Annotated in this window: 21 protein-coding genes and 1 tRNA gene; 16 read left to right on the top strand and 6 right to left on the bottom strand. The window is 70.0% G+C overall.

The genetic code is table 11. The features are described 5' to 3' along the window. The first annotated feature begins 83 nt into the window (after nt 1-83). From Q0741_RS04405 to Q0741_RS04390, 4 genes are all read left to right on the top strand, one after another. Nucleotides 84-575 carry a hypothetical protein gene (locus Q0741_RS04405; RefSeq protein ID WP_298231977.1) on the top strand — a complete coding sequence of 164 codons (492 nt, stop codon included), beginning with the start codon at nt 84-86 and terminating at the stop codon, nt 573-575. A gap of 82 nt (nt 576-657) precedes the next feature. Continuing rightward, on the top strand, nt 658-1,560 hold the full coding sequence (locus Q0741_RS04400) for a DMT family transporter (protein ID WP_298231976.1): 903 nt from the start codon (nt 658-660) through the stop codon (nt 1,558-1,560). 67 nt (nt 1,561-1,627) lie between these two features. Beyond that, the gene (locus Q0741_RS04395) at nt 1,628-2,491 is read left to right on the top strand and encodes a sulfurtransferase (protein ID WP_298231975.1); all 864 of its coding nucleotides are present in this window, start codon (nt 1,628-1,630) and stop codon (nt 2,489-2,491) included. A gap of 77 nt (nt 2,492-2,568) precedes the next feature. Beyond that, on the top strand, nt 2,569-3,003 hold the full coding sequence (locus Q0741_RS04390) for a universal stress protein (RefSeq protein ID WP_298231974.1): 435 nt from the start codon (nt 2,569-2,571) through the stop codon (nt 3,001-3,003). Between the two features lie 96 nt (nt 3,004-3,099). Here Q0741_RS04390 and Q0741_RS04385 read toward each other — a convergent pair whose 3' ends face one another. Next, nucleotides 3,100-3,879, bottom strand: coding sequence for a ZIP family metal transporter (locus tag Q0741_RS04385; protein ID WP_298231973.1), 780 nt, complete (start codon nt 3,877-3,879; stop codon nt 3,100-3,102). Between the two features lie 129 nt (nt 3,880-4,008). After that, nucleotides 4,009-6,759 (bottom strand): DNA polymerase I, encoded by a 2,751-nt coding sequence (gene polA, locus Q0741_RS04380; RefSeq protein ID WP_298231972.1) that lies wholly within the window; start codon nt 6,757-6,759, stop codon nt 4,009-4,011. A 76-nt stretch (nt 6,760-6,835) separates the two neighbouring features. On the opposite strand from polA, the gene Q0741_RS04375 reads away from it, so the two are divergent. The 4 genes from Q0741_RS04375 to Q0741_RS04360 all read left to right on the top strand — a co-directional run bounded on the left by Q0741_RS04375 (nt 6,836) and on the right by Q0741_RS04360 (nt 9,336). Beyond that, on the top strand, nt 6,836-7,144 hold the full coding sequence (locus Q0741_RS04375; protein ID WP_298231971.1) for a DUF2782 domain-containing protein: 309 nt from the start codon (nt 6,836-6,838) through the stop codon (nt 7,142-7,144). Nucleotides 7,145-7,147: 3 nt separating this feature from the next. Beyond that, on the top strand, nt 7,148-8,128 hold the full coding sequence (locus Q0741_RS04370; RefSeq protein ID WP_298231970.1) for a homoserine kinase: 981 nt from the start codon (nt 7,148-7,150) through the stop codon (nt 8,126-8,128). After that, the gene (locus Q0741_RS04365; protein WP_298231969.1) at nt 8,125-8,997 is read left to right on the top strand and encodes a BPSS1780 family membrane protein; all 873 of its coding nucleotides are present in this window, start codon (nt 8,125-8,127) and stop codon (nt 8,995-8,997) included. The genes Q0741_RS04370 and Q0741_RS04365 overlap by 4 nt, the downstream gene beginning before the upstream one ends. A 129-nt stretch (nt 8,998-9,126) precedes the next feature. Beyond that, the gene (locus tag Q0741_RS04360) at nt 9,127-9,336 is read left to right on the top strand and encodes a hypothetical protein (protein WP_298231968.1); all 210 of its coding nucleotides are present in this window, start codon (nt 9,127-9,129) and stop codon (nt 9,334-9,336) included. A gap of 26 nt (nt 9,337-9,362) precedes the next feature. Here the strand turns inward: Q0741_RS04360 and Q0741_RS04355 are convergent, their stop codons facing one another. After that, nucleotides 9,363-11,711, bottom strand: a complete 2,349-nt coding sequence (locus Q0741_RS04355) for a UvrD-helicase domain-containing protein (protein WP_298231967.1) — start codon at nt 11,709-11,711, stop codon at nt 9,363-9,365. A gap of 95 nt (nt 11,712-11,806) precedes the next feature. Here Q0741_RS04355 and Q0741_RS04350 point away from each other — a divergent pair, with 95 nt between their 5' ends. The 5 genes from Q0741_RS04350 (at nt 11,807) to galU (ending at nt 18,842) form a co-directional block, all read left to right on the top strand. Then, complete coding sequence (locus Q0741_RS04350; RefSeq protein ID WP_298231966.1) at nt 11,807-12,610, top strand: gamma-glutamyl-gamma-aminobutyrate hydrolase family protein; 804 nt, start codon at nt 11,807-11,809, stop codon at nt 12,608-12,610. Further along, entirely contained in the window at nt 12,607-13,692 is a 1,086-nt protein-coding gene (locus Q0741_RS04345) for a patatin-like phospholipase family protein (protein WP_298231965.1), read from the top strand. Before Q0741_RS04350 ends, Q0741_RS04345 begins: the two co-directional genes overlap by 4 nt. Nucleotides 13,693-13,852: 160 nt before the next feature. Continuing rightward, nucleotides 13,853-14,830, top strand: coding sequence for a GMP reductase (locus Q0741_RS04340; protein WP_298231964.1), 978 nt, complete (start codon nt 13,853-13,855; stop codon nt 14,828-14,830). Nucleotides 14,831-14,989: 159 nt separating this feature from the next. Next, entirely contained in the window at nt 14,990-17,821 is a 2,832-nt protein-coding gene (locus tag Q0741_RS04335) for a valine--tRNA ligase (protein WP_298231963.1), read from the top strand. 154 nt (nt 17,822-17,975) lie between these two features. Then, a complete protein-coding gene (gene galU / locus Q0741_RS04330; protein WP_298232063.1) occupies nt 17,976-18,842 on the top strand; it encodes a UTP--glucose-1-phosphate uridylyltransferase GalU in 867 nt (288 codons plus the stop codon). Nucleotides 18,843-18,901: 59 nt separating this feature from the next. Here the strand turns inward: galU and Q0741_RS04325 are convergent, their stop codons facing one another. Then, a complete protein-coding gene (locus Q0741_RS04325; RefSeq protein ID WP_157268095.1) occupies nt 18,902-19,129 on the bottom strand; it encodes a sulfurtransferase TusA family protein in 228 nt (75 codons plus the stop codon). A 25-nt stretch (nt 19,130-19,154) separates the two neighbouring features. Then, the gene (cysM, locus tag Q0741_RS04320; protein WP_298231962.1) at nt 19,155-20,060 is read right to left on the bottom strand and encodes a cysteine synthase CysM; all 906 of its coding nucleotides are present in this window, start codon (nt 20,058-20,060) and stop codon (nt 19,155-19,157) included. A 109-nt stretch (nt 20,061-20,169) separates the two neighbouring features. On the opposite strand from cysM, the gene Q0741_RS04315 reads away from it, so the two are divergent. The 3 genes from Q0741_RS04315 (at nt 20,170) to Q0741_RS04305 (ending at nt 22,291) form a co-directional block, all read left to right on the top strand. Beyond that, nucleotides 20,170-20,254 (top strand) — tRNA-Leu (locus Q0741_RS04315). 123 nt (nt 20,255-20,377) lie between these two features. Further along, entirely contained in the window at nt 20,378-20,974 is a 597-nt protein-coding gene (locus Q0741_RS04310; protein ID WP_298231961.1) for a rhomboid family intramembrane serine protease, read from the top strand. Between the two features lie 180 nt (nt 20,975-21,154). Continuing rightward, nucleotides 21,155-22,291, top strand: coding sequence for a S1C family serine protease (locus tag Q0741_RS04305; RefSeq protein ID WP_298231960.1), 1,137 nt, complete (start codon nt 21,155-21,157; stop codon nt 22,289-22,291). Nucleotides 22,292-22,301: 10 nt separating this feature from the next. On the opposite strand, the gene Q0741_RS04300 is transcribed toward Q0741_RS04305, so the two are convergent. Beyond that, nucleotides 22,302-22,908 (bottom strand): NAD-dependent epimerase/dehydratase family protein (locus Q0741_RS04300; RefSeq protein ID WP_298231959.1); only part of this gene is annotated, 607 nt, incomplete at its 5' end.

Raw genomic sequence — 22,908 nt, 5'->3', positions numbered from 1 at the left:
CGGCCCGGAATGCCCCCGGCATCCGAAGGTCTGGCATACCGTTTGCTCACGCTGAAAATCCCCCTTTGGGAGGTATCCAACCCATGCAGGCGCTGAGCAACACCGTTCGCGACGATCACCAGACGATCCGCATCTACCTCGACAAGATTGAAGGCCTCAAGCGCGAGCGTCCGCAGTTGCGCTGCGCCGCGCTGCGGGAGCTGCTGGCCTTTGTCGCCGCGCGCGACGCGGCGCTGGCGGAAGTGCTCCCGCTGGCCGGCGCGCCCCAGCATGCGGCGCAGGCGCTGCAGGCTCGACGACGCGCTTGCCGCCATGCCCTCTTCCAGGGCCTGCGCCTGGAGCCCAACAGCCCCGCGTGGTGGAGCTTCTTCGCCGAGGGCCGACGCCGCCTGCTGGCTGGCATGCGCTGGGAAGAAATGCTGCTGCGCCGCATGGACCCCCCGCGCGACGCAGAGGCGCTGCTCGATGCCTACGTGGACCGCCGCGAGCGCCTGCTGCCGCACGCGCGCGCCCAGTTGCAGCGCCTGCAGTCCCGGCCCCAACCCGACGAAATGCCGCTGCGCGAGGCGGCCTGATCCGCCCGGTTCCAAGCGCCCTCCTCTTGCCCACGGCCGCCGCTTCGGCGGCCGTTGTTTTTGAGGCATCGACAATCGCGGGATGGCCGCCCCGTTGTTGATCCTTTGCGCCTCACTTCTCTTCGCCGTCATGGGGCTGTGCATCAAGCTCGCCTCGGCGCACTACGCCACGGCGGAGATCGTGTTCTACCGCGGCCTCGTCGGCGCGATCTTCATTGCCGGGATGACGCTGCTGCGCGGCGGCACGCTGCGCACGCGGCTGATCGCGCAGCACGGCAAGCGCAGCCTCACCGGCGTGTGCGCGCTGGGCCTGTGGTTCCACGCCCTGGCCGGGCTACCGCTAGCCACCGCCATGACGCTGAACTACATGTCCTCGGTGTGGATGGCGGCCCTCCTGGTGGGGAGCGCGCTGCTGCTGGGTCGCGGCCGGCACGTGGACGCGCGGCTGGTGGCGGCGGTGCTGGCGGGCTTTGCCGGCGTGGTGCTGGTGCTCAAGCCGACCCTGTCGCGCGAGCAGCTCGGCTTCGGCGTGGCCGGACTGGTGTCGGGCATGCTCGCCGCCTCAGCCTACCTGCAGGTGCAGGCGCTGGGGCGCGCGGGCGAGCCCGAGTACCGCATCGTCTTCTACTTCTCGCTGGGCGGCATGGCCGCCGGCGCGCTGGCCATGGCGTTCACCAGCGTCCACGCGCACAGCGCGCGCGGCCTGCTGCTGCTGGCTGCCATCGGGCTGCTGGCCACCGTGGCGCAGATGATGATGACGCGCGCCTACGCCATAGGCCGCACGCTCAGCAACGCCAGCCTGCAGTACAGCGGCATCGTCTTCTCCTGCGTGCTGGGCGTGCTGGTGTTCGGCGACCCGCTCACGCCCGGTGCGCTGGCGGGCATCGCGCTCATCATCGCCGCCGGCCTGGCCGCCACCTGGCTGCGCAGCCGACCCGCGCAAGACGCACCGGCCGCTCCCGCCGCGACAGCGCAGAGCCGCTGAGCCCCCGCAACGGCGCAGGCCGCGCCGCCACACACAATGCCGCTCGTCGACAAGGAGACCCTCGCCCATGGCCCACCGCACCCTGATCACCGCCGCCGAGCTGCAAGCCCTTCAGCGCTCCAACCAGCCCCTGCTGCTGCTGGACTGCGGCTTCGACCTGGCCGACCCCGGCGCCGGCGAGCGCGCCTACGCCGAAGGCCACCTGCCCGGCGCGCACTACGTGCACCTGGAGCGCGAACTCAGCGCCCCGGCCGTGCGCGACGCCCAAGGACGCTTCCCCGGCCGCCATCCGCTGCCCGCGCGCGAGGCGCTGGCGGCGCTGCTGGGCCGCCTGGGGCTGCACCCCGACATGCAGGCTGTGGCCTACGACGCGCAGGGCGGCATGTTTGCCGCGCGCGCCTGGTGGCTGCTGCGCTGGCTGGGCCACGATGCGGTGGCGGTGCTCGACGGCGGGCGCCAGGCCTGGGTCGAGGCCGGCGGCGCCCTCGACACCGCCGTGCCCGCGCGCGACGCCGCCGCCCCCGCCTATCCCGCCGGCACCGCCACCATGCCCACGCTGCAGGCGGGCGAGCTGCTGGCGCAACTGGGCCGGCTGCGCGTGCTCGATGCCCGCGCCCCCGAGCGCTGGCGCGGCGACGTGGAGCCGCTGGACGCCGTGGCCGGCCACATCCCCGGCGCGCTGAACCGCTTCTTCAAGCTCAACCTGCAGCCCGATGGCCGCTTCAAGACGGCCGAGGCGCTGCGCGCGGAGCTCGCGCCGCTGCTGGCCGGCGGCGAGGCCGCGCGGCTGGTGCAGCAATGCGGATCGGGCGTGACCGCCTGCCATAACGTGCTGGCCTTCGAGCACGCCGGACTGGGTGTGACGCCGCTGTATTCCGGATCGTGGAGCGAGTGGTGCAGCGACCCGGCGCGGCCCGTCGCACGGTCTTGATGGGCATCAAGACACCGGCAGGTGGCGGCGCGACACTGGTCCCATCGCCCGCACGGGCCTCTTGAAGGAGATCACATATGTACAAGCGCATCCTCGTGCCCACTGACGGCTCCGAGATCACTGCCAAGGCCGTGCGCCAGGCCATCGATCTGGCCAAGCTGTGCGGCGCCGAGGTGCTGACCCTCAGCGCCAAGGAGCCCTTCCCCTACGGCGCCATCTCCGAGATGCAGCCCACGCCGCCGCAGGAGTTCTTCGATGCGCAGGAGCGCATCGCCGACCAGCGCGTCAAGAGCGTGCTGGCCGCGGCCCAGCAGGCCGGCGTGAGTTGCAAGGCCATCACCGTCGAGGCGCTGCACCCCTGGGAAGCCATCTGCGAGCACGCGAAGAACGAAGGGTGCGACCTCATCGTCATGGCCTCGCACGGCCGCCGCGGCGTGGCCGCGCTGCTGCTGGGCAGCGAGACGCAGAAGGTGCTCACCCACGCCACCATCCCGGTGCTGGTGGTGCGCTGACCGACCACAGGGGAGACACCGAGCGCCCAGGCCCTGCGCGCTCGGCTGGAGGCCTTCACCGGGACCGCGAACGACGCGTCCCGGCGTTTTTCTGGGTCAGTGGTGCAGCGTGCGCGTGGCCACCAGCACCACGCCCAATCCGGCGGCCAGCCAGCCCAGCTGCGCCAGCGTGTCGCGCAGGCTCAGGCGGCGCTGCAGCTGCGGCAGCAGGTCCGCCACCGCGACGTAGATGAAGCTGCTGGAGGCGATGACCAGCAGGTACGGGAACCACTCCTTCCAAGGCTCCACCACCAGGTAGCCCACCACGCCGCCCACCACCGAGGCCAGGCCCGACATCGCGTTGTAGAAGAGCGCGCGCCGGCGCGAGAGGCCGGCGTTGAGCAGCACGATGTAGTCGCCGACCTCCTGCGGGATCTCGTGCAGGATCACCGCCAGCGCCGTCACGATGCCCAGCTGCGTGTCCGACAGGAAGGCCGCCGCGATGATGACGCCGTCGCAGAAGTTGTGGATGCTGTCGCCCAGCAGCACGCTCCAGCCGCCCTTGCCCGCCTGCTCGGCATCGAAGCCGTGGTGGTGATGGTGGTGCGGGTCGTCGCCCTCGTGGTGATGGCCGTGGCGGTAGAGCTCCGCCTTCTCCAGCAGGAAGAAGAACAGCAGGCCCGCGAGCAGCGTCAGGAACAGGCCGTGCGGATCCGGCCCCTCCTCGAAGGCCTCGGGCAGCACGTTGATCAGCGCCGTGCCCAGCAGCACGCCGGCCGACAAGCTCACCAAGCTCTTGACCAGCCGGCCCAGCACGCTGACCGTGAGCTGCGCGGCGATCAGCACCGAGAGCAGGCCGCCCAGCAGCGTGGCAGCGACGATGTACGCAAGAGTCATGGGAAAAGGAGCGACCGCGCCAGGGCGCGGTCTGCAGTAGGGACGGACCGTGCCACGGCGGGCACGGCGGGTCGGGGGCGCGCATCTTAGCAACGCCCCGCGGCGCGTCAGCCCGGCGTCAGTGCCGTGTCAATGCGCCTCGTCCCAGTTGCGTCCCACACCCACCTCGGCCAGCAGCGGCACCTTCAGTTGCGCCACGCCGGCCATGAGTTTCGGCACCTCGGCCTTCACCCACGCCAGCTCGGCCTCGGGCACCTCGAACACCAGTTCGTCATGCACCTGCAGCACGATGCGCGTGAGCTTGCCTTGCTCGTCCAGCGCGCGCTGCACCGCCAGCATGGCGAGCTTGATCAGGTCCGCCGCCGTGCCCTGCATCGGCGCGTTGACGGCCTGGCGCTCGGCCTCGGCGCGACGCGGGCCGCTGCCGCCACGGATCTCGGGCAGGTAGAGGCGCCGCCCGAACACCGTCTCCACGTAGCCCTGCTCGGCGGCCTGGGCGCGGGTCTCGTCCATGTAGCGCTTCACGCCCGGATAGCGCGCGAAGTAGCGCTCGATGTAGATGCGCGCCGCCTTGGTTTCGATGCCCAGCCGCCGCGCCAGCCCGTATTCGCTCATGCCGTAGATGAGCCCGAAGTTGATGGTCTTGGCATAGCGGCGCTGCTCGGCGTTGACCTCCGCCGCCGGCACGCCGAACACCTCCGCGGCGGTGGCACGGTGCACATCGGCACCCTCGGTGAAGGCGCTGAGTAAACCTTCGTCGCCGCTGATGTGGGCCATGATGCGCAGCTCGATCTGCGAGTAGTCGGCGCTGGCGATCACGCAACCTTCGGGCGCGATGAAGGCCTCGCGCACGCGCCGGCCTTCGGGCGTGCGGATGGGGATGTTCTGCAGGTTGGGCTCGTTGCTGGAAAGCCGCCCCGTCACCGCCACCGCCTGCGCGTAGGTGGTGTGCACGCGGCCGGTGGCCGGGTTGACCATCTGTGGCAGCTTGTCCGTATAGGTGCTCTTGAGCTTGGCCAGCCCGCGGTGCTCCAGCAGGCGCGCCGGCAGCGGATGGTCCAGCGCCAGCTTCTCCAGCACCTCCTCGTCGGTGGAGGGCGCGCCGCTGGCGGTCTTCTTCACCGGCTGCAGGCCCAGCTTGTTGAACAGGATCTCGCCGAGCTGCTTGGGGCTGCCCAGGTTGAAGGGCTGTCCGGCCAGCGCGTGCACCTCCTGCTCCAGCGCCAGCAGCCGCTGGCCGATGGCGTGGCTCTGTTGCGCCAGCACCTGCGCGTCGATCAGCACCCCCGTGCGCTCCATGCGCGCCAGCAGCGCCGACACCGGCAGCTCGATGTCGCGGTAGATGTACAGCAGCCCGGGCTCCGCCTCGACGCGCGGCCACAGCGCGCGATGCACCTGCAGGCACATCTCGGCGTCCTCGCAGGCGTATTCCGACGCGCGCTCCACGTCCACCTGTGCGAACGGGATCTTGTTCGCACCCTTGCCACACAAATCCTCGTAGCTCAGACCACGGCGGTTGAGGTGGCGGTCGGCCAGGCTCTCCAGCGAATGCGGTTTATGGGCCTCCAGCACGTAGCTCTCCAGCAGCGTGTCGTGCACGTAGCCGCGCACGCGGATGCCGACGTTCTCGAACACGTGCAGGTCGTACTTGGCGTGCTGGCCCAGCTTGGGCTTCTTCGGGTTCTCCAGCCACGGACGCAGCTTCTCCAGCACCACGTCCAGCGGCAGTTGATCCGGCGCGCCGGCGTAGTCGTGGCGCAGCGGCACGTAGCAGGCCTCGCCCGGCTCCACCGACAGCGACAGGCCCACGATGTTGGCCCGCAGCGCGTCCAGCGAATCGGTCTCGGTGTCCAGCGCGGTCAGCGGCGCGGCGTCGATCCTGGCGATCCAGCGCTCCAGCGCCTCCATGGTCAGCACCGTCTCGTAGCGCTTCTCCACGGGCGTGCTGGCCGTCTCCATGAGCGTGACCAGGTCGCCCTCGGCGTCGGCGCGGCCCTCCATCGCGATCTGCTCCTCCAACTCGCGCTTGAGCGTCTTGAAGCCGTAGCGGTTGTAGAAGGCCAGCAGGTCATCGCGCTGCACCGGGCGCTGCACCAGCGCGTCCAGCGACGGCCAGCCCGGCACGTGCTTGGCGAGGTCGCAGTCGCAGTGCACGGTGACCAGGCGGCGGCCCGTGGGCAGCCAGTCCAGCGCCTTGCGCAGGTTCTCGCCAGCCACGCCCTTGATCTTCGGCGCCGCCGCGATCACGCCATCGAGCGAGCCGTGCTCCGTGAGCCACTTGACGGCCGTCTTCGGGCCCACCTTCTCCACGCCGGGGATGTTGTCCACCGTGTCGCCCACGAGGGTGAGGTAGTCCACGATGAGGTTGGGCGGCACGCCGAACTTCGCCAGCACGCCGGCCTCGTCCAGCCGCTCGTTGCTCATGGTGTTGATGAGCGTGACCTGCGGCGTGACCAGCTGAGCCAAATCCTTGTCGCCGGTGGAGACGACCACCTCGTGGCCGGCGGCGGCGGCCACGCGCGCCAGGGTGCCGATCACGTCGTCGGCCTCCACGCCCTCGACCTGCAGCACCGGCCAGCCCAGCAGCCTCACCACCTCGTGGATGGGCTCGATCTGCTCGGCCAGCGCCTCGGGCATGGGCGCGCGCTGCGCCTTGTAGTCCGGGTACCAGTCATCGCGGAAGGTGGGCCCGGAGGCGTCGAAGACGCAGGCCGCGTGCGCCGCGGGAATCTGCTCGCGCAGGCGCTGCATCATCGCCACCATGCCGTGCAGCGCGCCGGTGGGCACGCCGCCGGGGCCGCGCAGGTCGGGCAGTGCGTGGTAGGCGCGGTAGAGATAGCTGGAGCCATCCACCAGCAGGAGGGTCTTGTTCTCGCTCATCTGCTGGATTGTCAATCAGGGCTGCACGCCCTCGCGCTGACCGAAGCGGCTGTGGGCCGGCTCCTACAATGGCGCCATGAATGCCCTCCTCCGCCCCGCGGCGGCGCTGGCCGTGCTGAGCGCAGCGCTGCCGCTGGCCGCACAGACCGACGCCCCGCGCCAGCTCCCTCCCGAACCGAATGTCCAGCACCTGGTGACCGAGGACGAGGGCGCGCGCATCGAGGAGCTGCGCGTGCGCGGACAGACGCAGCGCATCCACGTGCAGCCGCGCAAGGGCGCGGCCTACGAGGTGATCCCGGAGGGCGGCGGGCGCGACACCAGCGCCGGACCGAGCAGCAGCCGCGGTGCCGTCGGGCAGCGCGTGTGGAACGTCTTCAATTTCTGAGCGATGGCCGTCTTCACTGAAGTGACCTTCGACGAGGCCGCGGCCTTCGTCGCCACCCTCGACGTGGGCCAGGTCACGGCCCTGCGCGGCATCGGCGCGGGCATCGAGAACACCAACTACTTCGTCTCCACCACGCAGGGCGAATGGGTGCTCACGCTGTTCGAGCGCCTCACCTTCGAGCAGCTGCCCTTCTACCTGCACCTGATGCGCCACCTGGCGCAGCGCGGCATCCCGGTGCCCGAGCCGCGCTCGGACGACAACGACCAGATCCTTCATCAACTCAAGGGCAAGCCCGCCGCGCTGGTCAACAAGCTCCCCGGCGGCCACCAACTCGCCCCGGACCTGCACCACTGCGAGCAGGTCGGCGAGATGCTGGCGCGCATGCACCTGGCCGGGAAGGACTTCCCGCTCGCGCAGCCCAACCTGCGCGGCCTGCCCTGGTGGCGCGAGACGGTGCCGGTGGTGCTGCCCTTCCTCACGGCCGAGCAGCGCACGCTGATCGAGGAAGAACTGGCCTTCCAGACCACGCTGGCCGAGTCCGCGGCCTTCAAGGACCTGCCGCGCGGCCCGGTGCACGCGGACCTGTTCCGGGACAACGTGATGTTCGAGGGGCTGCCCGGCCGCGAGCGGCTCAGCGGCTTCTTCGATTTCTACTTCGCCGGGGTCGACACGTTCTTGTTCGACATCGCGGTGTGCCTCAACGACTGGTGCATCGACCTCGACAGCGGCCGTGGCGTGGACGAGCGCGCGGCGGTGTTCGTCGCCGCCTACGAGCGCGTGCGCCCGCTCACCGGCAACGAGCGCCGGCTGCTGCCCGCGCTGCTGCGCGCGAGCGCGCTGCGCTTCTGGGTTTCGCGGCTGTGGGACCTGCACTTGCCGCGCGACGCCAGCATGCTCAAGCCGCACGACCCCACGCACTTCGAGCGCGTGCTGCGTGCACGCATCGCCGTGCCGTGGCACCCCCAGGGAGAACGCGAGGCATGACCATCCCCCCGCTGGCCACCACGCCCCCGCTGCAGCTGCAGAGCCTGCCGCCACGTCAGGGCGCGGCCTGGGTGCAGCGGGGCTTCCAGCTGTTCCTGCGCCGCCCCATGGGCTACACGCTGCTGTTCCTGTCCTTCCTGTTCGTGGCGCTGTTCGTGATGTCGCTGCCCTGGGTGGGACAGGTGCTGGTGATGATGGCGTTGCCGCTGCTGTCACTGGCCTTCATGGTGGCCACGCGCGGCGTGCTGCTGGGCGGCAAGGCAGTGCACCCGGGGCTGTACGCGGAGCTGCTGCGCGCGCGGCCCAAGGCGCGCCAGCGCGAGCTGCTCAAGCTGTGCTTCGTCTACGGCGTGGCCACGGCGCTGATCGCCGGGCTGAGCGACTGGGTGGACGGCGGCCGCTTCGAGCAACTGCACATCGAGATGGTGACCGAGGGCGGCGAGCCCGCGGCGCTGATGCGCGATGCGCGGCTGCAGTTCGGGCTGGTGCTGCGCCTGGGCTTGACCACGCTGCTGGCACTGCCCTTCTGGCACGCGCCGGCACTGGTGTGGTGGGCGCAGCAGAGCGCGGCGCAGTCGCTGTTCTCCAGCTGGGTCGCCTGCTGGCGCAACCGCGGCGCGCTGCTGGTCTACGGGTTGACCTGGGTGGCGCTGGCGGTGGGCTTCGCGCTGTTGGCGAGCACCGTGTTCGCGCTGCTGGGCGCGCGCGAGCTCACCAGCGTGGCGGCGCTGCCCGGCGGGCTGATGTTCAGCTGCGCCTTCTACGCCTCGCTCTACGCCACCTTCAGCGACAGCTTTGGCTGGAGCGCGGAGCCCGCCGGCGACGGCGGCGCACCCAAGGACCAGGCGCCCACGAACGGCGCGGCCTGAGCCGTCGCGCGCCGCGCAGCCAGGCCCACACGCTGACGGCGCCCGATGACGGGCGCATGTCACACCCGTGACGCATCCATGACGCCCGCACGCCGGGTGCCTCGGGACAGGGGCTGACAATCGCGCCCCATGAAAAAACTCCGTTTTCCGCTCCTCGCCTTGCTGGCCGTCCCCCTGCTGCTGTCCGGCTGTGCCGTGGTCTCGGTGGCCGGCGCCGTCGCCGGCGCGGCCATCTCCGTCACCGGCGCGGTGGTGAGCACCGGCGTCTCCGTGACCGGCAAGGTGATCGAGAAGTCGGTGGATGCGGTGGCCGGGGACGACGAGGAAGAGAAGCGCTGACGCCAGGACCCGCGCCGGCCGGCCGGTCAGTCGATCGGCGTGAGCTTGGCCACCGACAAAGCCAGCCACTTGCGCCCGTGGCGGCCGAAGTTCACCTCGGCGCGGGCGTCCTCGCCGGAGCCTTCCAGCGTCACCACCACGCCTTCGCCGAAGCGGGTGTGGAACACCGCCTTGCCCACCGTCAGCCCGTGCGAGGGCGGCGCCTTGGGCACCAGCGGCGGCGGCGCCGGCTCGCGCCGCGCCTGGAAGGGTGAGGAGGCCGCCTGCTGCCACGCCTGCCGCGGCGTGAAGGCCATGCCGCCCTGCAGGCCCGTGCGCGGCGTGATCCACTTCAGCGCCCCGTCGGGCAACTCGTCGAAGAAGCGGCTCTTGACGTTGTAGCGGGTCTGCCCGTGCAGCAGCCGCGTCTGGCTGAAGCTCAGGTACAGGCGCTTCCTGGCGCGCGTGATGGCCACGTACATCAGCCGCCGCTCCTCCTCCAGCCCGTCGGCGTCGGAGAGCGAGTTCTCATGCGGGAACAGCCCCTCCTCTAGCCCGGTGATGAACACGGCGTCGAACTCCAGGCCCTTGGCCGAGTGCACGGTCATGAGCTGGATCGCGTCCGAGCCCGCCTGCGCCTGGTTGTCGCCCGCCTCCAGCGAGGCGTGCGTGAGAAAGGCCGACAGCGGGCTGACGATCTCGCCCGTCTCGGCATCGGGCAGCAGATCGGCGCCGATGGCTTCGGCGCCCTCGGGGCGCAACTCGTCCACGGGCAGCGCCACCGCCTCCTTGCCAAAACCCTCCTGCGTCACGAAGGCCTCGGCGGCGTTGACCAGTTCCTCCAGGTTCTCGATGCGGTCCTGGCCGTCCTTGTCGATGCGGTAGAAGTCCAGCAGCCCGCTGGCCTGCAGCATGCGGCCGATGATCTCGCGCAGCGTCAGGCCCCTGGTGTCCTCGCGCAGGCGCAGGATGAGGTTGTTGAAGGCCGCCAGGTTCGCCCCGGCACGGCCCGCGACCGCGCCCACGCTCTGGTGCAGGCTGCGCCCGCTGGCACGCGCGGCGTCGGTGAGCTGCTCGATGCTGCGCGCGCCGATGCCCCGGGCCGGGAAGTTCACGACGCGCAGGAAGCTGGTGTCGTCGTGCGGGTTCTCGATCAGCCTCAGGTAGGCCAGCGCGTGCTTCACCTCCGCGCGCTCGAAGAAGCGCAATCCGCCATAGACGCGGTACGGGATGCCGGCGTTGAACAGCGCGCTCTCCAGCACCCGGCTCTGCGCGTTGGAGCGGTAGAGCACCGCGATCTCGCTGCGCGGCAGCCCGCCCCGGTGCAGCAGCTGCGCCTCCTCCACGAGCCACTGCGCCTCGGCGTGGTCGCTCACGCTCTCGTGCACGCGCACGGGCTCGCCCGGGCCGGCCTCGGTGCGCAGGTTCTTGCCCAGGCGGCGGCTGTTGCGCGCGATAAGGCCGTTGGCGGCGTCGAGGATGTTGCCGTAGCTGCGGTAGTTGTGCTCCAGCTTGATGATCTTCTGCACGCGGTACTCGCGCTCGAAATCCGCCATGTTCCCCACGCGCGCGCCGCGAAAGCCGTAGATCGACTGGTCGTCGTCGCCCACGGCGAACACGCTCTGCCCGCTGCCCGGGGGAGCGAGCATCTTCAGCCACGCGTACTGCAGCCGGTTGGTGTCCTGGAACTCGTCCACCAGCAAGTGGCGGAAGCGCTGGCGGTAGTGCGCGGCCAGCGGCTCGTGGTCGCGCAGCAGCTCGTAGCTGCGCAGCATCAGCTCGGCGAAGTCCACCACGCCCTCGCGCTGGCACTGGTCCTCGTAGGCGGCGTAGATGGCCACGAGCTGGCGCGTGTGCGGGTCCAGCGCCTCGACGTCGCGCGGTCGCTTGCCCTCCTCCTTGCAGCTGGCGATGAACCAGCTCACCTGCTTGGGCACGAAGCGTTCTTCGTCAAGCTTCATCGTCTTGATGACGCGCTTGATGGCGGAGACGGTGTCGGAGGCGTCCAGGATCTGGAACCCCGAGGGCAGCCCGGCCTGCTTCCAGTGCGCGCGCAGCAGCCGGTTGCACAGGCCGTGGAAGGTGCCGATCCACATGCCGCGCACGCTCAGCGGCAGCAGCGCCGACAGGCGCGCCATCATTTCCTTGGCCGCCTTGTTGGTGAAGGTCACGGCCAGCAGCCCGCCGGGCGAGACCTGGCCGGTCTGCAGCAGCCAGGCGATGCGCGTGGTCAGCACGCGGGTCTTGCCCGAGCCGGCGCCGGCCAGGATCAGCGCCGGCTGCGACGGCAGCGTCACGGCGGCGAGCTGTTCGGGATTGAGATGGCGCAGCAGCGCGCTCGGCACGGGAGGCACGCCGGCGGCGGCCTCTTCAGCGGTGATTGACGGGGAACCCATGGGGCATTTTAGGAGCCGCCCCCCATGTCACGGGGGAGCACCTGGAGTACCGTCAAGGCACTGACTCCAGGCACCGCATTCGCTCCGCATTGGGCATGGCACCCCTGCTCATTGGCATTTCCGCCCGGATTTACTACCCGCAGGCCCCGGTCGCCGACACCGGGGGCGTGTTCACGCGCACGCTGCACTACCTGGAGCAGTCGGTCGCGCACTGGATCCTCAAGCCGCACGTGCTGGCGCTGATGATCCCGGCCATCGAGCGCGAGGGCCTGCTGCAACGGCGCGAGGTCAACATCGCCGACTACGCCGAGCAGCTCGACGGCCTGGTGTTGCAGGGCGGCAACGACGTGTCGCCGCAAAGCTACGGCGAGCACCCGATGCACGAGGACTGGGGCGGCGACCGCATCCGCGACCGCTACGAGATCGGGCTCTTCCGCGCCTTCGTCGCCGCGGGCAAGCCCGTGATCGGCATTTGCCGCGGTTGCCAGCTCATCAACGTGGCGCTGGGCGGTACGCTCTACCAGGACATTCCCACCCAGCTGCCCGAGGCGCTCGGGCACCGTGACCTCATGCGCTACGACCAGCAGTTCCACGACATCGAGATCATTCCCGGCTCGCGGCTGTCGCAGCTCTACGGCGGCGCCACGCACGGCGAGGTCAACTCCATCCACCACCAGGCGGTCAAGGACCTGGGCAAAGGCCTGGTGGTGGAAGCGCGCGGCGTGCCTGATGGCGTGGTGGAGGCCGTGCGCTGGCAGGGGCCAAGCTACGTTTTCGGCATGCAGTGGCATCCGGAGTTCATGGCCGGCGCCGCGCCGCACCCGGGCCGGCTCGATGGCGATCCGATCCTGCACGAGTTCCTCAGCGCCGCAGCCGAACGCAAGGGGCAGCGGCGTTGAGCCGCGGCCTGTGGCCCTGGCGCCGCGAGCCGGCGCCGCGTCCGGTCGCGCTCGCGCTGCAGGGCGGCGGCGCGCATGGCGCCTTCACCTGGGGCGTGCTCGACGAGCTGCTGCAGCAGCCGGACCTGCGCATCGGGGCTCTCAGCGGCACCAGCGCCGGCGCGATGAACGCCATCGTCCTGGCGCACGGGCTGCTCGACGGCGGACGCGAGGGCGCGCGCGAGGCGTTGCACCGCTATTGGCACGCCCTGAGCCAGCAGTTGCCCGCCGGCGCCGTGCGCGCGGGCCGCAACGGCGACGAGGTGCCCTCGCTGCACCCGGCGGCACAGGCGCTGATGCAGTGGACGCGGCTGCTCTCGCCCTATGCGCTCAATCCGCTCAACCTCAACCCGCTGCGCGGGCTGCTGGAAGGGCTGGTCGATTTCGAACGGCTGCGCGCGACTGCCGGGCCGCAGCTCTTCATCGCCGCCACCAACGCCAACACCGGGCAGCTGCGGCTGTTCCGGCGCCACGAGCTCAGCGTGGAGGTGGCGCTGGCCTCGGCCTGCCTGCCGATGCTGATGCAGGCGGTGGAAATCGACGGCGAGCCCTACTGGGACGGCGGCTATGCCGCCAACCCCGCGCTGCTGCCGCTGGTGTGCGAAAGCGACGCGCCGGACCTGCTGATCCTCACGCTCAACCCGCGCGTGTTCGGCCAACTGCCGCGCACGGCGGCGCAGATCCAGCAGCGCGCGCTGGAGATCGGCTTCAGCGCCTGCTTCCTGCACGAGCTGCGCTGGCTGCAGCAGCTGCAATCGCTGGCGCGCCAGGGCGCGTGGCGCGGCTGGGGCTGGCGCCGCCGCGTGGCGTCGCTGCGGGTGCACGTGATCGAGGCCGACGAGCAGTTGGCCGGGTTGCCCATGCACACCAAGTTGATCCCGCACCGCCCCTTCCTGGAGACGCTGCGCGACCGCGGCCGCGCGCATGCCCGGCAGTGGCTGGCGCAGCAGGGCAACGCCATCGGGCAGCGCTCCAGTGCCGACCTGGCGGCCCTGCTCGGCAGCGGGTCATTGACGCCGGAGCCCGGCGCCGCGCCTGCGTAGAATGCGTCACCGGGCCCAAATTTTTGGAGCCCGGTTTTTTGTGCCCGTACCGTCCTTGCCGACGGCCTCGCGGGACCGCCGGGCTCCAGGTCAAGCGCTCGCAGCCATTGGGCCGCGCACTGCTTCAACGCGCCGCCTCTGGACCTTTTTCTGGAGCCACATGGACATCTTCGACTACGACAACGTGCTGTTGCTGCCGCGCCGCTGCCGCGTGGAAAGCCGCAGCGAGTGCGACACCTCGGTGCAGTTCGGCCCGCACCGCTTCAAGCTGCCGGTGGTGCCGGCCAACATGAAGACGGTGCTCGACGAGGGCATCGCCGCCTGGATGGCGCGCGAGGGCTATTTCTATGTGATGCACCGCTTCGACCTGGACAACGTCGCCTTCGCCCGCTCGATGCGCGAGCAGGGCCTGATCGTCTCCATCTCCTCGGGCGTGAAGGAGGCCGACCGTGCCGTGATCGACCGCCTGGCGGCCGAGGGCGTGGGCGCGGACTACATCACCATCGACATCGCCCACGGCCATGCCGACAGCGTCCAGCGCATGATCGGCTACATCAAGGAGCGGCTGCCGCAGGCCTTCGTGATCGCCGGCAACGTGGGCACGCCCGAGGCCGTGATCGACCTGGAGAACTGGGGCGCCGATGCCACCAAGGTGGGCATCGGCCCGGGCAAGGTGTGCATCACGCGGCTCAAGACCGGTTTCGGCACCGGCGGCTGGCAGCTCTCGGCGCTGAAGTGGTGCGCGCGCGTGGCCACGAAGCCCATCATTGCCGACGGCGGTATCCGCCACCACGGCGACATCGCCAAGAGCGTGCGCTTCGGCGCGGCGATGGTGATGGTGGGCTCGCTCTTCGCCGGCCACGAGGAGAGCCCCGGCCGCACGGTGGAGGTGGATGGGCAGCTCTACAAGGAGTACTACGGCTCGGCCTCGGACTTCAACAAGGGCGAGTACAAGCATGTGGAGGGCAAGCGCATCCTGGAGCCGGTCAAGGGCAAGCTCGCCGACACGCTGCGCGAGATGCGCGAGGACCTGCAGAGCTCCATCTCCTACGCTGGCGGGCGCGAGCTGCGCGACCTGCGCAAGGTGAACTACGTCATCCTCGGCGGCGAGAACGCGGGCGAGCACCTGCTGATGTGAGCCCTGGACGCCCGCCCGCAACCCCGGCCGGGCGGGCGCGGCGGGACCATCGGGGTCCTGCCAGGGGGTGGAAAGCGGCACCCTACAATCCCGCACCCCCATGATTTCCCGGTGTCGGCGTGCGCTCCGTGTGCGCGCCGGCACGCCACTGCTTCCGCCATGACCGAACTCGCCAAATCCTTCGAACCCGCTGCCATCGAGGCCCACTGGGGCCCGCTGTGGGAAAAGAGCGGCGCCTACGAGCCGACGCTGGACCCGAGCAAGCAGTCCTTCTGCATCCAGCTGCCGCCGCCCAACGTCACGGGCACGCTGCACATGGGCCATGCGTTCAACCAGACGATCATGGACTCGCTCACGCGCTACCACCGCATGCGCGGCCTCAACACGCTGTGGGTGCCGGGCACGGACCACGCCGGCATCGCCACGCAGATCGTGGTGGAGCGCCAGCTGCAGGAGCAGGGACTCGACCGCCACGAGCTCGGCCGCAAGAACTTCGTGGCCCGCGTGTGGGAGTGGAAGGAAAAGAGCGGCTCCACCATCACGCAGCAGATGCGCCGCATGGGCGACAGCGTGAGCTGGCGCCACGAGTACTTCACGATGGACGAGAAGCTCTCGAAGGTCGTGACGGAAACCTTCGTGCGCCTGCACGAGGAAGGCCTGATCTACCGCGGCAAGCGCCTGGTCAACTGGGACCCGGTGCTCAAGTCCGCCGTCTCCGACCTGGAAGTCGAGAGCGAGGAGGAGGACGGCTCGCTGTGGCACATCCGCTACCCGCTGGCCGACGGCTCCGGCGAGTTGACCGTGGCCACCACCCGCCCCGAGACCATGCTGGGCGACGTGGCCGTCATGGTGCATCCGGAGGACGAGCGCTACGCCGCGCTCATCGGCAAGCAGGTCACGCTGCCGCTGACGGGCCGCACCATTCCCGTGATCGCCGACGAGTACGTGGACCGCGAGTTCGGCACCGGCGTGGTCAAGGTCACGCCCGCGCACGACCAGAATGACTACGCGGTGGGCCAGCGCCACGGCCTGCCCATGATCAACATCTTCACCCTCGATGCGAAGCTCAACGAGCAGGCGCCCGAGGCCTACCGCGGCCTGGACCGCTTCGAGGCGCGCAAGCGCATCGTGGCCGACCTGGAAGCGCAGAGTCTGCTGGCCGAGGTCAAGAAGCACAAGCTGATGGTGCCCCGTTGCGCACGCACCGGGCAGATCGTCGAGCCCATGCTCACCGACCAGTGGTTCGTGGCCATGACCAAGCCCGGCGCCGACGGCAAGTCCATCGCCGAGAAAGCCATCCAGGTGGTCGATGACGGCTCGGTGAAGTTCGTGCCCGAGCAGTGGATCAACACCTACCACCAGTGGATGAAGAACATCCAGGACTGGTGCATCAGCCGCCAGCTGTGGTGGGGCCACCAGATTCCGGCCTGGTACGGCAGCGGTGGCGAGATCTTCGTGGCGCGCAACGAGGAGGAGGCCCGCGCCAAGGCCGAGGCCGCCGGCTACCGCGGCGAGCTCACCCGCGACGAGGACGTGCTCGACACCTGGTACTCCTCGGCGCTGGTGCCCTTCTCCAGCCTGGGCTGGCCCGAGAAGACGCCCGAGCTGGACCTGTTCCTGCCCTCCTCCGTGCTGGTCACGGGTTTCGACATCATCTTCTTCTGGGTCGCCCGGATGATCATGATGACGGTGCACTTCACCGGCCAGGTGCCCTTCCGGCACGTCTACATCCACGGCCTGGTGCGCGACGCGCAGGGCAAGAAGATGAGCAAGTCCGAGGGCAACGTGCTCGACCCGGTGGACCTCATCGACGGCATCGCGCTGGAGCCGCTGCTGCAGAAGCGCTCCACCGGGCTGCGCAAGCCCGAGACCGCGCCGCGCGTGCGCAAGGACACGCAGAAGGAGTTCCCGGAAGGCATTCCCGGCTACGGCGCCGATGCGCTGCGCTTCACCTTCGCCGCGCTGGCGAGCCTGGGGCGCAACATCAACTTCGACTCCAAGCGCTGCGAGGGCTACCGGAACTTCTGCAACAAGCTCTGGAACGCCACGCGCTTCGTGCTCATGAACTGCGAGGGCCAGGACTGCGGCCTGGCCGAGCACGGCGCCGAGGCCTGCGTGCCCGGCGGCTACCTGGACTTCTCGCCGGCCGACCGCTGGATCACGGGCGAGCTGCAGCGCGTGGAGGCGGCCGTCGAAGCAGGCTTTGCCGAGTACCGGCTCGACAACGTGGCCAACGCCATCTACTCCTTCGTGTGGGACGAGTACTGCGACTGGTACCTGGAGATCGCCAAGGTGCAGATCCAGACCGGCACGGCCGAGCAGCAGCGTGCCACGCGGCGCACGCTCATCCGCGTGCTGGAGACGGTGCTGCGGCTGCTGCACCCGATCACGCCTTTCATCACCGCCGAGCTGTGGGAGCGCGTGGCGCCGGTGGCCGGGCGCAAGGTGGCCGGTGACGGCCAGGGCCTCGTGACGGCCGCCTACCCGCGTCCGCAACTGGAGCGCGTGGATGCCCAAGCCGATGCCTGGGTCGGCAAGTTGAAAGCGCTGGTGGGCAGCTGCCGCAATCTGCGCGGCGAGATGAACCTTTCGCCGGCCGAGCGCGTGCCGCTCTACACCTTCGGCGATGAAGCTTTCGTCAACGCCGCGGCACCGCTGCTCAAGGCGTTGGCCAAGGTGTCGGAAGTGCGCGTGTTCGCTGACGAAAGCGCCTTCGCGCAGGCCACGCAGATGGCGCCGGTGGCGGTGCAAGGCGACATCAGGCTGGCGCTGCACGTCGAGATCGACGTTGCCGCCGAGCGCGCGCGGCTGTCCAAGGAAGTGGCGCGGCTCGAAGGCGAGATCGCCAAGGCCAACGCCAAGCTGAGCAACGAGAGCTTCGTGGCCCGCGCGCCGGCCGCCGTGGTGGAGCAGGAGCGCCAGCGCCTGGCCGACTTCGGCCAGACGCTGCAGCGGCTGCAGCAGCAGCTGCAGCGTCTGCCCGCGGCCTGACACGGGTGCCGCTGCGGTGGCGCGGCGGCATGCCTTCTGCTTGTGACCGAACCCCGTGCTGAGCCCGGGTCCCGGTAGCCGGAGCGCTTCGGGGCCCGTGTCAGAATGACCCGTGTCCCATGCAAGCCCCTTTGTTGGAGCATCGAACCTCATGATGAGTATCAAGAAGGCCGTCTTCCCGGTTGCTGGTCTTGGCACGCGCTTCCTGCCCGCCACCAAGGCGCAGCCCAAGGAAATGATGCCGGTGGTGGACAAGCCGCTGATCCAGTACGCGGTGGAAGAAGCCTATGCCGCAGGGGTGCGAGAAATGATCTTCGTCACCGGGCGCCACAAGCGCCCGATCGAGGACCATTTCGACATGAGCTTCGAGCTCGAAAAGACCCTGGAGCAGGCCCACAAGCAGGAGCTGCTGGAGGTCGTGCGCAGCGTCAAGCCAGCCGACATGGAGTGCATCTACGTGCGCCAAGCGCAGTCGCTGGGCCTGGGCCACGCGGTGCTGTGCGCCGAGCGTCTGGTGGGCAATGAGCCCTTCGCCGTATTGCTGGCCGATGACCTGATGGTGGGCGAGAAGCCCGTGCTGCAGCAGATGGTGGAGCAGTTCGCCGAATGGCGCACTTCCATCCTGGCGGTGCAGGAGGTGCCGCAGGCCTACGTCAAGCGCTACGGCATCGTCGCCGGCACGGCGGTGAGCGATTGCATGACCGAGGTCAATCGCATCGTCGAGAAGCCGTCGCCCGAGGAGGCCCCGTCGCGGCTGGCCGTGGCCGGGCGCTACATCCTCACGCCGGGCGTGTTCCATGAGATCCGCAACCAGAACCAGGGCGTGGGTGGAGAGATCCAGCTCACCGACGGCATTGCGGGACTGCTGCGCCGCGAGAAGGTATTCGCCTACAGCTACCAGGGCAAGCGCTACGACTGCGGCAGCAAGGAGGGCTTCCTCAAGGCCAACGTCGAGCTGGCGCTGGATCACCCGGAGGTAGGCACCTGGTTCCGCGGCTACCTCAAACAGTTGACTCTGTAAGCCACCGGCGGCGCTCGAAGCCAACACCCGCGCCCGTGGCGCGGGTGTTTTTCTTTCGGCTATCGCTTGCGCAGGCAGTGCACGAACTCGTCGCCGCTGCTGGTCTGTTCCACCAGCTCGTGGCCGGTCTGGCGCGCGAAGGCCTGGAAGTCCCGCACCGAGCCCGGGTCGGTGGCCACCACCTTGAGCACCTGGCCGCTGTCGATCTCGGCCAATGCCTTCTTGGCCTTGAGGATGGGCAGCGGGCAGTTCAGGCCGCGGGTGTCGATTTCCTTGTCCACTTGCATGGGAGTCGCTCTGGCGGAAGGGGAGTCAGGCAGGGAAGACGCCGGTGGAAAGATAACGGTCGCCGCGGTCGCAGACGACGAAGACGATGGTGGCGTCGCGCACCGTGCGTGCGATCTGCAACGCCGCCCAGCAGGCACCGGCGGCCGAGATGCCGGCAAAAAGGCCCTCCTCGCGCGCCAGGCGCCGCGCCATATCTTCCGCGTCGGCCTGGCTCACGTGCACCAGTTCGTCCACGGCCGAGGGGTCGTAGATCTTGGGTAGGTAAGCCTCGGGCCACTTGCGGATGCCGGGAATGCGCGAGCCTTCCGAAGGCTGCGCGCCGACGATGCGCACTGCCGGGTTCTGCTCCTTGAGGTAGCGGCTCACGCCGGTGATGGTGCCGGTGGTGCCCATGGCGCTGACGAAGTGCGTGACGCGCCCCTCGGTGTCGCGCCAGATCTCGGGGCCGGTGGTTTCGTAGTGAACGCGCGGGTTGTCGGGATTGGCGAACTGGTCCAGCACCAGGCCCTTGCCATCGCGCTGCATCTGCTCGGCCAGGTCGCGCGCGTACTCCATGCCGCCGCTGCGCGGCGTGAGCACGAGCTCGGCGCCGAAGGCCTTCATGGTCTGTGCGCGCTCCACCGAAAGGTCCTCCGGCATGATCAGCAGCATGCGGTAGCCGCGGATGGCCGCGGCCATGGCCAGCGCGATGCCGGTGTTGCCCGAGGTGGCTTCGATGAGCGTGTCACCAGGTTTGATCTGGCCGCGCTCCTCGGCGCGGCGGATCATGCTGATGGCCGGGCGGTCCTTGACCGAGCCGGCGGGGTTGTTTCCTTCGAGCTTGCCAAGCAGCACGTTGTTGCGCCCGGCGAGCATCGCGCCTTCGAGGCGTTGCAGCCGCACCAGCGGCGTCTCGCCGATGAACTCTTCAAGGGTCTTGTACGTGGGCATGGGGCAGGCAATGGATGCGTTTGTGCGCCATTGTCGCAGCCGACCTCGGAGCATGCCGGCGCGCATGACATAATCCCGTCCAGTACGCGAGCGCTGCTTCGCACCCACGGCCCGGGTGGCGAAATCGGTAGACGCAGGGGATTCAAAATCCCCCGCCGCAAGGCGTGCCGGTTCGAGTCCGGCCCCGGGCACCACGCATGGTTGCGACAGCAACGCCGCCTTCGCCGGCTGCCGGCACACCGTCCCGGCTGCGCGCCGGTCCGGCCCGCAGCTTTCCCCCGCCCCTGACGCCCGGCACGCCTCGCTGCCGCACCGCCATGCCCCCGATGCCGCCCATCACCAAAGCGTTCATGCTGGCCTGCGTGGGAATGTTCTGCGTCCAGTTGCTGCTGCCCTTCGCCTTCCTGGATCTGCTGCTGGCGCTGTGGCCGCTGGGCAGCGGCCAGTTCTGGCCCTGGCAGGTGGTGACCTACGCGTTCCTGCACGGCGGCGTCGTGCACCTGTTCTTCAACATGCTGGGGCTGTGGATGTTCGGCAGCGAGATCGAGCGGCTGTGGGGCAGCCGCCGCTACCTGCAGTTCCTCGTCGCCAGCGTGCTGGCCGCCGCCGCAGCGCAGCTGGTGTTCACGCAGCTCATCGGCTCGATGACGCCCACCGTGGGCGCCTCCGGTGCGCTGTTCGGGCTGCTGCTGGCTTTCGGGATGATGTTTCCCAACCGAACCATCATTCCGCTGTTCCCGCCCATCCCCATGAAGGCCAAGGTCTTCGTGGCCGTGTTCGGCGGGCTGGAGCTGCTGCTGGGGCTGCAGGGCGGCAGCGGCATCGCGCACTTCGCCCACCTCGGCGGCATGCTTGGCGGATTCCTGATGATCCGCTACTGGCGCGGCCAAGCGCCCTTCGGCCGCCGCCGCTGAGATCGCCTCGTGGCGGCAGCCGCCACGGCCGTCACCATCATCCAACCGTCACGCCATCGCCGAGATGGCCGCCCGGTGGCCTGCGCCTCGTGAAGTTCCGCACGCCGGCCGCGCCCGCACTACCTGGGAATTGGCATGCGCCTTGCCTAAGTTCAGGCAGTCCCCTACCGGGAGCGCGCCATGACCTCCTTGCTGTCCCCCCGGCCGCGCAGCCGCTTGCGCCACCTGCTGTCCGCACCGCGCCTGCGATGGTGCCTGACGATGCTCGCGGCGTTGGCCAGTGCTGGGGTGTGGACACTGGCGCAAGCGCAGGAGGAGGGCCCGCCGCCGGACGCCGCCGCGCAGCCGCCGGCCGCCTCCGCCACCGAAGGCGGTATGTCCGAGCAGGAGCGCATGCTGGCGCTGCGCCGCGCCAGCGACGCGGTGCTGGGCGTGGAAGTGCTGGCACTGCCGAACGCGCGTTCCAACGACTCCGTGGGTCGCGAGCGTCAGGGCTCCGGTGTGGTGATCGACCACGACGGGCTGGTGCTGACCATCGGCTACCTCATCGTCGAGGCCGATCAGGTGCAGCTGGTGCTCGATGACCAGCGCCGCCTGCCCGCGCGCGTGGTGGCCTACGACGTGGCCACCGGCTTCGGCCTGGTGCAGGCGCTCACGCCGCTGCCGCTGTCGCCCGCGCCCATGGGCGACAGCACCGCGCTGCGCGACGGCGAGCCGATCATGATCGTCAGCGGCGGCGACAGCGGTGCCGTGAGCCTGGCCCAGGTGATCTCGCGCCGCCCCTTCTCCGGCTACTGGGAGTACCAGATCGACCAGGCTGTCTTCACCATCCCGCCGCGCGCCGACCACAGCGGCGCGGCGCTGTTCAACGCCGAAGGCGAGCTGCTGGGCGTGGGCTCGCTGCTGGTGGCCAACGCGCTGGACGGCGACGGCGCCACGCGGATGCCGGGCAACATGTTCGTGCCGGTGGAACTGCTCAAGCCCATCCTGGCCGAGCTGCGCAGCCAGGGCAGCTCGACCGCCAGCCGCCGTGCCTGGCTGGGCCTGAACTGCATGGAGAGCGACGGCCAGGTGCAGGTGCTGCGCGTCAACAGCGAGAGTCCGGCTGAGGTCGCGGGCCTGCAGCCAGGCGACCGCATCGAGCGCATCGACGGCGCCAGCGTGCAGTCGCTGGAGCAGCTGTGGAAGCAGCTGTGGAGCGGCGGCCAGGCCGAGCGCGAGGTGACGCTGGACGTCCGCCGCGACGGCCAGCCGCGCCGCTTCACCGTGCACAGCGTGGACCGCATGACCACGCTGAGCAAGGCTGAAGGCATCTGAGCGCGGCCGCCTACGTCCCCGGGGGCAGCGGCTGCTGCAGGCCTTCGCGCACCGTGGGGTAGCGCAGCCGCAGCCGCAGCTCGCGCTTCAGGCGCCGGTTGTCCAGGCGCCGCGACTCGCCCATGAAGCTCAGCTGCAGCGGCGAGAGCTGCTGCCGCGCCTCCTGCCACGGGATGCGCGGCGGCCGCGGCAGCCCGCAGAGCTCGGCCGCGAGGTCGAAGTAGTCGCCCATGCGCAGCTCGGTGTCGTCGCTGGCGTGCAGCACGCGCTGCGGCGCGCCACGGTGCAGCGCCGCCACGCAGGCACGCGCCAGATCGTCGGCGTGGATGTGGTTGGTGTAGACGTCGTCCCCCGCCTGCAGCACCGGGCTGCCGCGCTTGAGCCGCTCGGCCGGATGCCCGCCAGGGCGGTCCACCGCGTAGATGCCCGGAATGCGCAGGATCGTCACCGACACGCCGCTGCGCCGGCCCCAGGCGCGCAGCTGCGCCTCGGCATGCACGCGACGGCGCGCGCGGGCGGTGGCCGGCCGCACGCGGCGCGTCTCGTCGAACCGCTCGCCGCCGCAGTCGCCGTAGACGCCCGTGGTGCTGCCGTACACCAGGCGCCGCACGCGTCCC

The sequence above is a fragment of the uncultured Azohydromonas sp. genome (assembly GCF_937926365.1).
Classification (GTDB): domain Bacteria; phylum Pseudomonadota; class Gammaproteobacteria; order Burkholderiales; family Burkholderiaceae_C; genus Azohydromonas.
The sequence above is the reverse complement of the archived record's forward strand: the minus strand, read 5'-3'. Positions and strand labels throughout refer to the sequence as shown.